This is a genomic window from Streptomyces sp. R44, from assembly GCF_041053105.1.
Classification (GTDB): Bacteria; Actinomycetota; Actinomycetes; order Streptomycetales; family Streptomycetaceae; genus Streptomyces.
The window spans coordinates 2,343,288-2,356,362 of the sequence record NZ_CP163444.1 but is presented as its reverse complement, the minus strand read 5'-3'; the positions used below and the strand labels follow the sequence as shown (position 1 = coordinate 2,356,362).

Here is a 13,075-nt window from a genome sequence, read left to right as displayed (position 1 = left end):
CGTGATCTCTCGAATCGATCTGCGCGGCGAGACCCTCCCCGAGGGTTCCGCACTGCGCGACCTGCTGCCCCGTGCCGAGTTCGACGTGGAAGCCGCCCTGGAGAAGGTGCGGCCGATCTGCGAGGACGTACGGCATCATGGCGCAGCGGCGGTGATCGACTACGGGGAGAAATTCGACGGCGTCCGCGTCGACAGCCTGCGCGTCCCCGCCGAGGCGATCGGCCGCGCCCTCGACGAGCTCGACCCGGCCGTCCGCGCCGCCCTCGAGGAGTCCATCCGGCGCGCCCGGCTCGTCCACCGCGAGCAGCGCCGCACCACCCACACCACCCAGGTCGTCCCCGGCGGCACGGTCACCGAGAAGTGGATCCCCGTCGAGCGCGTCGGTCTGTACGTGCCGGGCGGCCGCTCCGTCTACCCGTCCTCCGTCGTGATGAACGTCGTCCCGGCCCAGGAGGCCGGCGTCGAGGGCGTGGCCATCGCCTCGCCCCCGCAGAAGGAGTTCGGCGGCCTCCCGCACCCGACGATCCTCGCCGCCTGCGCCCTGCTCGGCGTCGACGAGGTCTACGCCGCCGGCGGCGCCCAGGCCATCGCCATGTTCGCGTACGGGACCCTCGGCACCACGGCCACCGCCGGCGAGCCCGGCTGCGCCCCCGTCAACCTGGTCACCGGCCCCGGCAACATCTACGTGGCCGCCGCCAAGCGCCTCCTCAAGGGCCGCATCGGCATCGACGCCGAGGCCGGCCCGACGGAGATCGCGATCCTCGCGGACTCCACCGCCGACCCCGTGCACGTCGCCGCCGACCTCATCAGCCAGGCCGAGCACGACCCGATGGCCGCCTCCGTCCTCGTCACCGACTCGGACGAACTGGCCGCCGCCACCGAGGCCGAGCTGAAGACCCAGGTCGCCGCCTCCAAGCACGTCGACGACCGGATCGTCCCGGCCCTGGCCGGCCGCCAGTCCGCGATCGTCCTCGTCCGCGACCTCGCCGACGGCCTCAAGGTCGTCGACGCGTACGGCGCCGAGCACCTGGAGATCCAGACCGCCGACGCCGCCGCCGTCGCCGACCGCGTCCGCAACGCGGGCGCGATCTTCGTCGGCCCGTGGGCGCCGGTCTCGCTCGGCGACTACTGCGCCGGCTCCAACCACGTCCTGCCCACCGGCGGCTGCGCCTGCCACTCCTCCGGGCTCTCCGTGCAGTCCTTCCTGCGCGGCGTGCACATCGTGGACTACACGCGCGACGCCCTCGCCGACGTCGCCCACCACGTCGTCACCCTCGCCGAGGCCGAGGACCTGCCCGCCCACGGCGCGGCGATCAAGGCCAGGTTCGGATGGAAGGTCCCGCAGCAGTGACCGGTATCGACGATCTGCCCGTCCGGGACGAGCTGCGCGGCAAGTCCCCCTACGGCGCGCCCCAGCTCGACGTCCCCGTCCAGCTGAACACCAACGAGAACCCCTACCCGCTGCCCGAGCCCCTGGTGGCGCGGATCGCGGAGCGGGTCGCCGAGGCCGCCCGCGGCCTCAACCGCTACCCCGACCGCGACGCGATCGAGCTCCGCACCGAGCTCGCCGCCTACCTGACCCGGACCGGCGGCCACCGCGTCGGCATCGAGAACGTCTGGGCGGCCAACGGTTCCAACGAGGTCCTCCAGCAGCTCCTGCAGACCTTCGGCGGCCCCGGCCGTACCGCGATCGGCTTCGAGCCCTCGTACTCGATGCACGCCCTGATCGCCCGCGGCACCGGCACCGGCTGGATCTCGGGACCGCGCAACGAGGACTTCACGATCGACGTGGAGGCCGCCGTCCAGGCCATCGCGGAGAACACGCCGGACGTCGTCTTCATCACCTCGCCCAACAACCCCACCGGCACCGCGGTCGCGGCCGGCACCGTCCTCGCCCTGTACGAGGCGGCCCAGGCGGCCAAGCCCTCGATGGTGGTCGTGGACGAGGCGTACGTGGAGTTCAGCCACCGCGACTCGCTGCTGCCCCTCATCGAGGGCCGCCCGAACCTGGTGATCTCCCGGACCATGTCCAAGGCCTTCGGCGCCGCCGGGCTCCGCCTCGGCTACCTCGCCGCCCACCCGGCCGTCGTCGACGCCGTCCAGCTGGTCCGCCTGCCGTACCACCTCTCGGCCGTCACCCAGGCCACCGCGCTCGCCGCCCTGGAGCACACCGACACCCTCCTCGGGTACGTCGAGCAGCTCAAGGCCGAGCGCGACCGCCTCGTCGCCGAGCTGCGCGCCCTCGGCTGCGAGGTCACCGACTCCGACGCCAACTTCGTGCAGTTCGGGAAGTTCCCCGACACGCACGCGGCCTGGCAGTCGATCCTCGACCGGGGCGTCCTGGTCCGGGACAACGGCGTACCGGGATGGCTGCGGGTCACCGCCGGCACCCCCGAAGAGAACGACGCGTTCCTCGACGCGGTCCGTGAACTGATGAAGGAGCAGAAGCGATGAGCCGCGTAGGCCGCGTTGAGCGCACCACCAAGGAGACCTCCGTCGTCGTCGAGATCGACCTCGACGGCACCGGAAAGGTCGATGTGTCGACCGGGGTCGGCTTCTACGACCACATGCTCGACCAGCTCGGCCGGCACGGGCTCTTCGACCTGACCGTCAAGACCGACGGCGACCTCCACATCGACTCGCACCACACCATCGAGGACACCGCCCTCGCCCTCGGCGCCGCCTTCAAGCAGGCCCTCGGCGACAAGGTCGGCATCTACCGCTTCGGCAACTGCACCGTCCCCCTGGACGAGTCGCTCGCCCAGGTCACCGTGGACCTCTCCGGCCGCCCGTACCTCGTGCACACCGAGCCCGAGAACATGGCGCCGATGATCGGCTCGTACGACACGACGATGACCCGGCACATCCTGGAGTCCTTCGTGGCCCAGGCGCAGATCGCGCTGCACGTCCACGTGCCGTACGGCCGCAACGCCCACCACATCGTGGAGTGCCAGTTCAAGGCCCTGGCCCGCGCGCTGCGCTACGCTTCCGAGCGCGACCCGCGCGCCGCCGGAATCCTCCCCTCCACGAAGGGCGCGCTCTAGTCGTGAACGGCCTCTCCACCATCCTGATCCTCGTCGGGCTCTTCCTGCTCGGCGGCATCTACTCCTTCGTCAAGCAGCAGATGCCCAAGGGCCTCATCGTGCTCCTCTCCATCGGCGCCGCGATGTCCCTCTCCGCCGGTGTGCTGCGTCTGGACGTGTGGTCATGAGCACGACTTCCCCGAAGAAGGTCGTCGTCTTCGACTACGGCTTCGGCAACGTGCGCTCCGCCGAGCGCGCCCTCGCCCGAGTCGGCGCCGACGTCGAGATCACCCGCGACTACGACAGGGCCATGAACGCCGACGGACTCCTCGTCCCCGGCGTCGGCGCGTTCTCCGCCTGCATGCAGGGCCTCAAGGAGGCCCGCGGCGACTGGATCATCGGCCGCCGGCTCTCCGGCGGCCGCCCGGTCATGGGCATCTGCGTCGGCATGCAGATCCTCTTCGCCGAGGGCATCGAGCACGGCGTCCAGACCGAGGGCCTCGACGAGTGGCCCGGCACGGTCGAGCCGCTGAACGCCCCCGTCGTCCCCCACATGGGCTGGAACACCGTCGACGCGCCCGCCGACACCCAGCTCTTCGCGGGCCTCGACGCCGACGCCCGGTACTACTTCGTGCACTCCTACGCGGTGCGCGAGTGGACCCTGGAGGTCGGCAACCCCAACATCCGCGCCCCCAAGGTCACCTGGGCCACCCACGGCGAGCCCTTCGTGGCCGCCGTCGAGAACGGCGCCCTCTGGGCCACCCAGTTCCACCCCGAGAAGTCCGGCGACGCCGGCGCCCAGCTCCTCACCAACTGGATCGGAACCCTGTGAGCACTCTCGAACTCCTCCCCGCCGTCGACGTCCGCGACGGCCAGGCCGTCCGCCTCGTCCACGGCGAGTCCGGCAGCGAGACCTCCTACGGCTCCCCGCTGGAGGCCGCCCTGGCCTGGCAGCGCGCCGGCGCCGAGTGGCTCCACCTGGTCGACCTGGACGCCGCCTTCGGCACCGGCGACAACCGTGACCTGGTCCGCCAGGTCACCGAGGCCATGGACATCAAGGTCGAGCTCTCCGGCGGCATCCGCGACGACGCCTCCCTGGCCGCCGCCCTCGCCACCGGCTGCACCCGCGTCAACCTCGGCACCGCCGCCCTGGAGACCCCCGAGTGGGTCGCCAAGGTCATCGCCCAGTACGGCGACAAGATCGCCGTCGGCCTCGACGTGCGCGGCACGACCCTGCGCGGCCGCGGCTGGACCCGCGACGGCGGCGACCTGTACGAGACGCTCGCCCGCCTCGACTCCGAGGGCTGCTCCCGCTACGTCGTCACCGACATCGCCAAGGACGGCACCCTCCAGGGCCCCAACCTGGAGCTCCTGAAGAACGTCTGCGCGGCCACCGACAAGCCCGTCGTCGCCTCCGGCGGCGTGTCCTCCCTGGACGACCTGCGGGCCCTGTCCGGCCTCGTCCCGCTGGGCGTCGAGGGCGCGATCATCGGCAAGGCGCTGTACGCCAAGGCCTTCACCCTGGAAGAGGCGCTCGCGGCGGTGGCGTCGTGACCTCCGAGATCCGCAAGGTCGTCACGGGGGCTCCCTGGGAGGAGCAGTTCGGCTACTCCCGCGCGGTGGAACTCCCGAACGGCACGGTCCTGGTCTCCGGCTGCACCTCCGTGGTCGACGGCCAGATCACCGACGGCGGCCCGTACGACCAGGCGGTCAACTCCTTCAACGTGGCCTTCGGCGCGCTGAAGCAGCTGGGCCTGGGCGCCGAGCACGTCGTCCGGACCCGGATGTACATCACGCACGCCCGGGACGTGGAGGAGGTCGGCCGCGCCCACAAGGAGCTGTTCGACGACGTCCGCCCCGCCGCTTCCATGATCATCGTCTCCGGCTTCGTCGACCCGCGTCTCGTGGTCGAGGTCGAGGTCGAGGCACTCCGCCCTGCGGGACAGAGGGGTGAGGAAGCATGAGTCTCGCCGTACGAGTGATTCCCTGCCTGGACGTGGACAACGGCCGGGTCGTCAAGGGCGTCAACTTCCAGAACCTCCGGGACGCGGGCGACCCCGTCGAGATGGCCAAGCTGTACGACGCCGAGGGCGCCGACGAGCTGACCTTCCTCGACATCACCGCCTCCTCCGGCAACCGGGAGACCACCTACGACGTGGTGCGCCGCACCGCCGAGCAGGTCTTCATCCCGCTCACCGTCGGCGGCGGCGTACGCTCGGCCGAGGACGTCGACAAGCTGCTGCGGGCCGGCGCCGACAAGGTGGGCGTCAACACCGCGGCCATCGCGCGCCCCGAGCTGATCCAGGAGATCGCGGAGCGCTTCGGGCGCCAGGTGCTCGTCCTGTCCGTGGACGCGCGCCGCACCGCCTCGGGCACCTTCGAGGTGACGACGCACGGCGGCCGCAAGGGCACCGGCATCGACGCGGTCGAGTGGGCGCACCGGGCCGCCGAGCTGGGCGCGGGGGAGATCCTGCTCAACTCGATGGACGCCGACGGCACCAAGGACGGCTACGACACCGAGATGATCGCGGCCGTGCGCAAGCACGTGACGGTCCCGGTGATCGCCTCCGGCGGCGCCGGCAAGCTCGCCGACTTCCCGCCGGCCGTCGCGGCGGGTGCGGACGCGGTGCTCGCGGCCTCCGTCTTCCACTTCGGCGACCTGCGGATCTCGCAGGTCAAGGACGCGCTGCGGGAAGCCGGTCACCCGGTCCGCTGAGCCGCCGTTCCGCTTGAGAGAAGGGCCCCTTCGGGGGCCCTTCTTCGTTCCCGGATGCGTCCCCAGATGCGCAGGATCAGTTCCGCAATTTTTGTTGCGCAAGTTTTCTTTCGTATCTATGGTCGTGGACATGACCTCGCAGGAGAACCGCCGCATCGACGACCTCGGCACCCTCAAGGCCATCGCACATCCCCTGCGCATGCGCCTCTACCGGAACCTGTTCGTCGCCCGTACCGCCACCGCCTCCCAGCTCGCCGAGCAGGTCGACGAGGCCGTCTCCCTCGTCAGCTACCACCTGCGCAAGCTCGCCGAGCACGGCCTCATCGAGGAGGCCGAGGCGCAGTCCGCCGACGGCCGTGAGCGCTGGTGGCAGCCGAGCTCGTACGGCGTCTCCATCCGCGACGAGGACGTCCGCGGGAACCCGGAGCTGGCCGCCGCCAGCGACGCCGTCGGCCGCACCATCAACGAGCAGCGCACCGAACTACACCGCCGCTACCTCGACGAGCGCCTCACCTGGTCCGACGAGTGGCGCTCGGCCGCGATCAGCTCCGAGTGGCTGCCACGCCTCACCGCTCCGGAGCTCGCCTCCCTCGGCAAGGAGCTGGACGCGCTTCTCATGAAGTACGACCAGGCGGCCCGCGCCGCCGAGGCCGCCGGCGACACCGAGGGCCGCGAGAACGTCGCCGTCCACCTGCACGGCTTCCCCTACCGAGGCTGAGAGACCATGACCACGGCCACCGCCACGCCCACGGCTGCCCGCCCCGCCCACCGCAACCCCCAGGTCCTGCGCTGGCTCGGCGCCTACACCGCCTCCACGCTCGGCGACAGCGTCTTCTACCTCGCCCTCTCCTGGACCGCCGTGAGCAGCGGCACCCCCGCCCAGGCAGGGCTCGTCATGGCCGTCTCCGCCGTGCCCCGCGCCCTGCTCCTGCTCGTCGGCGGGGCGATCGCCGACCGCCTCGGCCCGCGCCGGGTCGTCATCGCCTCCGACACCGTCCGCTGCCTGGTCGTCCTCGGCCTCGCCGCGACCCTCTTCCTCGCCTCGCCCGGTCTCTGGGCGCTCGCCGCCGTCGCCCTCGTCTTCGGCGTCGTCGACGCCGTCTTCCTGCCCGCCGTCGGCGCCCTGCCGCCCCGCATCACCGAACGCGACCAGCTGGCCCGCGTCCAGGGCATGCGCGGCCTCTCCCACCGGCTCGGTGCCGTCCTCGGCGCCCCCTTGGGCGGCCTCGCCGTCGCCCTCGGCGGCTCCGCCACCGCCTTCGGCATCGCCGGGATCCTCTTCGCGTTCTCCCTGCCCCTGCTCGGCGCGCTCACGCTCCGCCCGCTGCCACAGGAGGACGAGGCGCGCGACGGCACCGCCCTGCGCGACCTCGCCGACGGCCTGCGCTACCTCCGAGGCCACAAGGCGCTCGGCCCGCTGATGATCGTCGTCCTCCTCGCCGACCTCGGCTTCGCCGGCCCCCTCAACGTCGGCCTCGCGGTCCTCTCCGACCAGCGCGGCTGGGGCGCCTCCGGCATCGGCTGGGTCCTCGCCGGCTTCGGCGTGGGCGCGGGCGGTGCCTCCCTCCTGCTGACCGTCAAGGGACGCATACCCCGGGCCGGCGTCGTCATGGGCTGGACCATGGTGCTCGGAGCCGTCTCGATCGGCGCCCTCGCCCAGGTCCCCCAGCTCCCCTTCGCCGGCCTCGTCGCGATCTCCATCGGCCTGCTCGCCGGACTCTCCGGAGCCCTGTGCAACGCCCTCGTCCAGACCGAATGCGACCCCGCCTACCTCGGCCGGGTGAGCGCCGTCTCCAGCCTCGGCAGCCTCGGCATCGCCCCGCTGAGCTTCCCGGTCACCGGCGCGGCCATCGGCCTCTGGGGCCCCGGCCCGGTCTTCGTCGTCAGCGCGGCGGTCTGCGCCCTGTCCGGCGTGTACGCCCTCGCGGTCACGCCCGTCCGCCGCGCCGAACTGCCCCGCTAGGGCCTGTCTGACAATTCCCGCCGGGTCCGGCCGGGGCGAATTGTCAGACAGGCCCTAGCTCAGATCCCCAGCTGCTTCGTCTCCCGCAGCCGCTCGATCGCGTCGGGCTCGCCCTCCAGGGCCACCTTCGCCGAGTCCCGGCGGCCGTACAGGTACATCACCAGCTCGCCCGGCTCCCCGGAGGCCGTCACCACCGGGGTGCCGCGGTGGGCGACCGCCGTCTGGCCGTTCGGACGGCGCAGGACCAGGCCCACCGGCGCCTTGCGGCCGAGCAGCCGGGCCATCCGCTCCAGACGGGACCAGAGGGCGTCCGCGAAGACCGGGTCCAGCTCGCGGGCCGACCAGTCGGGCTGGGCCCGCCGGACGTCCTCCGCGTGCACATAGAACTCGACGACGTTCGCCCCCTCGTCCACCTGCTTGATGGTGAACGGCGAGAACTTCGGCGGACCCGAACGGATGAGCTGGATCAGCTCCTCGTACGGCTTCTCGGCGAATTCCGCCTGCACCCGGTCGAGCCGCTCCTTCAGCGCCGGTACGAGGTTGCCCGCCGCCGCGTCCGGACGCCGCTCCCGCACCACCACATGGGCCGCGAGGTCCCGGGTCCGCCAGCCCTCGCAGAGCGTGGGCGCGTCCGGGCCCGCCGCCTCCAACAGATCGGCGAGCAGAAGCCGTTCACGTTTCGCATGGGTCGACATGTCCGCCAGCGTACGACCGGCGCCCGCGGTCCGCCCAGTGGACGCCCCGCCGGACAACCCCCCGGAGCGCGGCACAATGGCGCCATGAGCAGCACGCCCCGGACCCCCAGCGACCTCGACCCGGCCATCGCCGCCCGCCTCAAGCGCAGCGCCGACGGGCTCGTCCCCGCCATCGCCCAGCAGTACGACACCGGTGAGGTGCTGATGCTGGGCTGGATGGACGACGAGGCCCTCCACCGCACCCTCACCACCGGCCGCTGCACCTACTGGTCCCGCAGCCGGAACGAGTACTGGGTCAAGGGCGACACCTCCGGGCACGTGCAGCACGTCAAGTCCGTCGCCCTCGACTGCGACGCCGACACCCTCCTCGTCAAGGTCGACCAGGTCGGAGCCGCCTGCCACACCGGCGCCCGCACCTGCTTCGACGCCGACGTGCTCCCCGTCTCCCAGTAAGGTCCGGTGCCATGGATCTCGAGACCTTCCGCAAGCTGGCGGCCGACCGCCGCGTCATCCCCGTCAGCCGCAGGCTCCTCGCGGACGGCGACACCCCGGTCGGGCTCTACCGCAAGCTCGCCGCCGAACGCCCCGGCACCTTCCTGCTCGAATCCGCGGAGAACGGCCGCAGCTGGTCCCGCTACTCCTTCATCGGAGTCCGCAGCGACGCCACCCTGACGGTGAGGGACGGCGAGGCGCACTGGCTCGGCACCCCGCCCGTCGGCGTCCCCGTCGACGGCGACCCGCTCGCCGCCCTGCGCGCCACCGTCGAGACCCTCCACACCCCGCGCGACCTGGCCTCCGGCATGCCCCCGTTCACCGGCGGCATGGTCGGGTACCTGGGCTACGACATCGTCCGCCGCCTGGAGAAGATCGGCGACTCCACCCGCGACGACCTGGAGCTCCCCGAGCTCACCATGCTCCTCACCAGCGACCTCGCGGTCCTCGACCACTGGGACGGCTCGGTCCTGCTGATCGCCAACGCGATCAACCACAACGACCTGGAGACCGGCGTCGACGAGGCGTACGCCCACGCCGTCGCCCGCCTCGACGCCATGGAGGCCGACCTGGCCCGCCCGGTCGAGACCGCGCCGGCCGCCCTGCCGCCCTCCGAGCTCCCCGAGTTCTCGGCCCTCTGGGGCGGCCCCGCCTACCAGGACGCCGTCGAGGACATCAAGGAGCGCATCCGCGCGGGCGAGGCCTTTCAGGTCGTGCCCTCGCAGCGCTTCGAGACCCGCTGCACCGCCTCCGCGCTCGACGTCTACCGGGTCCTGCGGGCCACCAACCCGTCCCCGTACATGTACCTCTTCCGCTTCGAGAACGGCTTCGACGTCGTCGGCTCCTCGCCGGAGGCCCTCGTCAAGGTCGAGGACGGGCGCGCGATGCTCCACCCCATCGCCGGCACCCGGCACCGCGGCGCCACCCCGCAGGAGGACCACGACCTCGCCGAGGAGCTGCTCGCCGACCCCAAGGAGCGCGCCGAGCACCTCATGCTCGTCGACCTCGGCCGCAACGACCTCGGCCGGGTCTGCACGCCCGGCTCGGTGGAGGTCGTCGACTTCATGTCGATCGAGCGCTACTCGCACGTCATGCACATCGTCTCCACCGTCACCGGCGAGGTCGCCGACGGCCGCACCGCCTTCGACGTCCTCACCGCCTGCTTCCCCGCCGGGACGCTCTCCGGGGCGCCCAAGCCCCGCGCGATGCAGATCATCGAGGAGCTCGAACCCTCCCGGCGCGGCCTGTACGGCGGATGTGTCGGTTATCTCGATTTCGCCGGCGACGCGGACACCGCCATCGCCATCCGTACGGCACTGCTCCGTGACGGAACGGCGTACGTGCAGGCGGGAGCGGGTGTCGTCGCCGACTCCGACCCGGTCGCCGAGGACAACGAGTGCCGCAACAAGGCCGCGGCCGTCCTCCGCGCCGTCCACACCGCCAACCGGATGAACGGCGACTGAGCACGTAGGGGATAGTGGGGTACGTGAGTGCCGTACCCGTACCCCAGCCCCGGGCCGCCCGCGCGGCCGTCCCCACCGGCGGCCGCCGCAGCCTGGCCGCGGCCCTCCTCCTCGGCGCCCTCGGCGCCACCGTCGTCCTGCTCTCCGCGGGCCAGATCTGGGCGGAGGGCACCGCGTCCGTCGGCGGCGGCAGCGTCCCCGTCGAGGCCGACGGCGGCACCGTCACCGGCGTGCCGACCGCCCTCGCGATCGTCGGCCTCGCCGCGCTCTTCGCCGTCTTCGCCGTCCGCCGCACCGGCCGCACCCTCGTCGCCGCGCTCCTCGCGCTCAGCGGCGCCGGCGCCGCGCTCGCCGCGGTCCTCGGCGCCTCCGACAGCGCCGCGCTCGACGCCGAGGCCGCCCGCATCAGCGGCGACACCGCCGCCGCGGTCGCCGGCCTCAGCCACACCATCTGGCCGTACGTGACCGCCGCGGGCGCCGTCCTCATCCTGCTCGCCGGCCTCTTCGCCCTCCGCTTCGGCAAGAACTGGCCCGCGATGGGCGGCCGCTACGAGCGCTCCGGCACCCCGCGCGCCGGCCGCAAGGCCCCCACGACCGATCCGGACCGGCCCGAGGACCTGTGGAAGGCCCTGGACCGCGGCGAGGACCCCACCCGGGGCGAGTGAATCGTTCCGTCCGCGACGCGTGATCGTCCGGGCACCCCCGATTCACCCTCGCGCGCCCACGTGCGGGACAATGAGCGCCGAGTGTCCGCGCACGCGAGACCTCACCATCGAGCAACTGCAACGAGGAGCAACTCATGGCGGGCAGCGCCCACGGACACACCCCGGCCGCCTGGACCGGTGTCATCATCTCCTTCATCGGCTTCTGCATCGCCGGCGTCTTCATGGTGGCCGCCAACCTGCCCGGCTTCTGGGCCGGCGTGGGCGTCATCGTCCTCGGCGGCATCATCGGCGGCGCGATGAAGGTGGCGGGCCTCGGCATGCCGAAGGACTCGGAGGCCGTCATCGCCGCCCGCGAGGCCGCGACCGCGACCGCGAGGGCCCGCGCCTGACGCGACACGACGCACCCGAGGGCGCAGTCCGGCCGAGCCGGGCTGCGCCCTCGCGCGTCAGGGGCCACAATCACCGGGTGGACGCGCAGCCGACGGCCGGAGCCGTGACCGACGATTCCCCCACCCAGCCGGGTGAACCCGCGGGCCCGATGGGAACGGGACACCGGGACGCACCGGTGCCGCCGGGCGCGGCTGGGCCGAATGGGGCTGCACCGGGTGGGGTCGTGGCGCCCGGCGCCGTACCGCCCGCCGTCGCCTGGCCGGGCGGGTCCCTGCCCGCGCCGCCGCCCGCACCGCCGCGGTCCCTCGTGCGGCGGCTGCTGCCGCCCGTCGCCACCCTCTCCGGGGTCGTCGCCGCCTTCGCCTACGTCGGGGCCGTCGACCCCAACGAACCCGGGCACTACCCCGTCTGCCCGCTCCTCCGCTTCACCGGCGTCTACTGCCCCGGCTGCGGCGGGCTCCGCAGCGCCCACGCCTTCGCCCACGGCGACCTCCCGGCCGCCCTCGGCGCCAACGCCCTCGCCGTCGTCGGCTACGGAATCTTCGCCGTCGTCATCGCCGTCTGGCTGATTCGAGCCGTCCGCGGAGTGCCCATGCGCCTCGCGATCTCCCCGGTCTGGTGGTGGGGGATCGGGGCCGTTCTCGCCGTCTTCACCCTGGTCCGGAACCTTCCGTTCGGCTCCGCGCTCGCCCCTTGAGAGCCGGTCCGGAGTCCCAGCAGGTGGGACGCCGCTCCGGCCGATGCGAATCCGGGGCCGTCCTGCGGATAGGATCGAAGTGGCTGAACCTGGTTCATCATCACCGTCACCGTCCCGGAAGGGGGCCCCTCGCGTGAGTGTGCTCGACGAGATCATCGAAGGCGTACGCGCCGACCTCGCAGAGCGGCAGGCGCGGGTCACCCTCGACGAGCTCAAGGAGCGCGCCGCCAAGGCGCCGCAGGCCAAGGACGGCGTCGCCGCACTGCGCGGGGACGGCGTCAAGGTGATCTGCGAGGTCAAGCGCTCCAGCCCGTCCAAGGGCGCGCTCGCCGCCATCGCCGACCCGGCCGGTCTCGCCGCGGACTACGAGGCGGGCGGCGCCGCCGTCATCTCCGTCCTCACCGAGCAGCGCCGCTTCGGCGGCTCGCTCGCCGACCTGGAGGCCGTCCGCGCCCGGGTCGACATCCCGGTGCTGCGCAAGGACTTCATCGTCACCGCGTACCAGCTCTGGGAGGCCCGGGCGTACGGAGCGGATCTCGCGCTCCTCATCGTCGCCGCCCTGGAGCAGGAGGCGCTGGTCTCCCTCATCGAGCGTGCCGAGTCCATCGGTCTCACCCCGCTGGTCGAGGTCCACGACGAGGAGGAGGTCGAGCGCGCCGTCGAGGCGGGCGCCCGCATCATCGGCGTCAACGCGCGCAACCTCAAGACCCTCAAGGTCGACCGCTCCACCTTCGAGCGCGTCGCCCCCGAGATCCCCGCGCACATCGTCAAGGTCGCCGAGTCCGGCATCCGCGGCCCGCACGACCTCATCGCCTACGCCAACGCGGGCGCCGACGCGGTCCTCGTCGGCGAGTCCCTCGTCACCGGCCGCGACCCGAAGGCCGCCGTCGCCGACCTCGTCGCCGCCGGCGCCCACCCCGCCCTGCGTCACGGCCGGAGCTGACCGAGCCATGACCACCGTCCGCACCACG

At 72.7% G+C, this 13,075-nt stretch carries 17 protein-coding genes; 16 read left to right on the top strand and 1 reads right to left on the bottom strand.

Features of this window, described 5'->3' with window-relative positions; all coding sequences use genetic code 11:
- Window position 1: 1 nt before the first annotated feature.
- The 10 genes from hisD (at window position 2) to AB5J54_RS10880 (ending at window position 7,702) form a co-directional block, all read left to right on the top strand.
- Entirely contained in the window at window positions 2–1,351 is a 1,350-nt protein-coding gene (gene hisD / locus AB5J54_RS10925) for a histidinol dehydrogenase (protein WP_369143725.1), read from the top strand.
- Window positions 1,348–2,454 (top strand): histidinol-phosphate transaminase, encoded by a 1,107-nt coding sequence (locus AB5J54_RS10920; RefSeq protein WP_369143724.1) that lies wholly within the window; start codon window positions 1,348–1,350, stop codon window positions 2,452–2,454. Before hisD ends, AB5J54_RS10920 begins: the two co-directional genes overlap by 4 nt.
- Window positions 2,451–3,044 (top strand): imidazoleglycerol-phosphate dehydratase HisB, encoded by a 594-nt coding sequence (hisB, locus tag AB5J54_RS10915; protein WP_030492957.1) that lies wholly within the window; start codon window positions 2,451–2,453, stop codon window positions 3,042–3,044. The genes AB5J54_RS10920 and hisB overlap by 4 nt, the downstream gene beginning before the upstream one ends.
- A 2-nt stretch (window positions 3,045–3,046) precedes the next feature.
- Window positions 3,047–3,211, top strand: coding sequence for a hypothetical protein (locus AB5J54_RS10910; protein ID WP_369143723.1), 165 nt, complete (start codon window positions 3,047–3,049; stop codon window positions 3,209–3,211).
- Window positions 3,208–3,855 carry an imidazole glycerol phosphate synthase subunit HisH gene (hisH, locus tag AB5J54_RS10905; protein WP_369143722.1) on the top strand — a complete coding sequence of 216 codons (648 nt, stop codon included), beginning with the start codon at window positions 3,208–3,210 and terminating at the stop codon, window positions 3,853–3,855. Before AB5J54_RS10910 ends, hisH begins: the two co-directional genes overlap by 4 nt.
- Window positions 3,852–4,577, top strand: coding sequence for a bifunctional 1-(5-phosphoribosyl)-5-((5-phosphoribosylamino)methylideneamino)imidazole-4-carboxamide isomerase/phosphoribosylanthranilate isomerase PriA (gene priA, locus AB5J54_RS10900; protein WP_369143721.1), 726 nt, complete (start codon window positions 3,852–3,854; stop codon window positions 4,575–4,577). Before hisH ends, priA begins: the two co-directional genes overlap by 4 nt.
- A complete protein-coding gene (locus AB5J54_RS10895) occupies window positions 4,574–4,987 on the top strand; it encodes a RidA family protein (protein WP_369143720.1) in 414 nt (137 codons plus the stop codon). Before priA ends, AB5J54_RS10895 begins: the two co-directional genes overlap by 4 nt.
- Window positions 4,984–5,739, top strand: coding sequence for an imidazole glycerol phosphate synthase subunit HisF (gene hisF / locus AB5J54_RS10890; RefSeq protein ID WP_369143719.1), 756 nt, complete (start codon window positions 4,984–4,986; stop codon window positions 5,737–5,739). The genes AB5J54_RS10895 and hisF overlap by 4 nt, the downstream gene beginning before the upstream one ends.
- A gap of 130 nt (window positions 5,740–5,869) precedes the next feature.
- Window positions 5,870–6,457 (top strand): ArsR/SmtB family transcription factor, encoded by a 588-nt coding sequence (locus AB5J54_RS10885; protein WP_369143718.1) that lies wholly within the window; start codon window positions 5,870–5,872, stop codon window positions 6,455–6,457.
- A gap of 6 nt (window positions 6,458–6,463) precedes the next feature.
- A complete protein-coding gene (locus AB5J54_RS10880) occupies window positions 6,464–7,702 on the top strand; it encodes an MFS transporter (RefSeq protein ID WP_369143717.1) in 1,239 nt (412 codons plus the stop codon).
- Window positions 7,703–7,761: 59 nt separating this feature from the next.
- Here the strand turns inward: AB5J54_RS10880 and AB5J54_RS10875 are convergent, their stop codons facing one another.
- Window positions 7,762–8,397 carry a TIGR03085 family metal-binding protein gene (locus tag AB5J54_RS10875; RefSeq protein ID WP_369143716.1) on the bottom strand — a complete coding sequence of 212 codons (636 nt, stop codon included), beginning with the start codon at window positions 8,395–8,397 and terminating at the stop codon, window positions 7,762–7,764.
- An 84-nt stretch (window positions 8,398–8,481) separates the two neighbouring features.
- Here AB5J54_RS10875 and hisI point away from each other — a divergent pair, with 84 nt between their 5' ends.
- From hisI to trpC, 6 genes are all read left to right on the top strand, one after another.
- Complete coding sequence (gene hisI, locus AB5J54_RS10870; RefSeq protein ID WP_369143715.1) at window positions 8,482–8,850, top strand: phosphoribosyl-AMP cyclohydrolase; 369 nt, start codon at window positions 8,482–8,484, stop codon at window positions 8,848–8,850.
- A gap of 11 nt (window positions 8,851–8,861) precedes the next feature.
- The gene (locus AB5J54_RS10865) at window positions 8,862–10,352 is read left to right on the top strand and encodes an anthranilate synthase component I (RefSeq protein ID WP_369143714.1); all 1,491 of its coding nucleotides are present in this window, start codon (window positions 8,862–8,864) and stop codon (window positions 10,350–10,352) included.
- Window positions 10,353–10,366: 14 nt separating this feature from the next.
- Window positions 10,367–11,017, top strand: a complete 651-nt coding sequence (locus AB5J54_RS10860; protein WP_369143713.1) for a TIGR02234 family membrane protein — start codon at window positions 10,367–10,369, stop codon at window positions 11,015–11,017.
- Window positions 11,018–11,151: 134 nt separating this feature from the next.
- Window positions 11,152–11,406, top strand: a complete 255-nt coding sequence (locus AB5J54_RS10855) for an HGxxPAAW family protein (RefSeq protein WP_369143712.1) — start codon at window positions 11,152–11,154, stop codon at window positions 11,404–11,406.
- A gap of 308 nt (window positions 11,407–11,714) precedes the next feature.
- A complete protein-coding gene (locus AB5J54_RS10850) occupies window positions 11,715–12,104 on the top strand; it encodes a DUF2752 domain-containing protein (RefSeq protein WP_369149285.1) in 390 nt (129 codons plus the stop codon).
- A 133-nt stretch (window positions 12,105–12,237) separates the two neighbouring features.
- Entirely contained in the window at window positions 12,238–13,047 is an 810-nt protein-coding gene (gene trpC / locus AB5J54_RS10845) for an indole-3-glycerol phosphate synthase TrpC (RefSeq protein WP_369143711.1), read from the top strand.
- The last annotated feature ends 28 nt before the right edge of the window (window positions 13,048–13,075 follow it).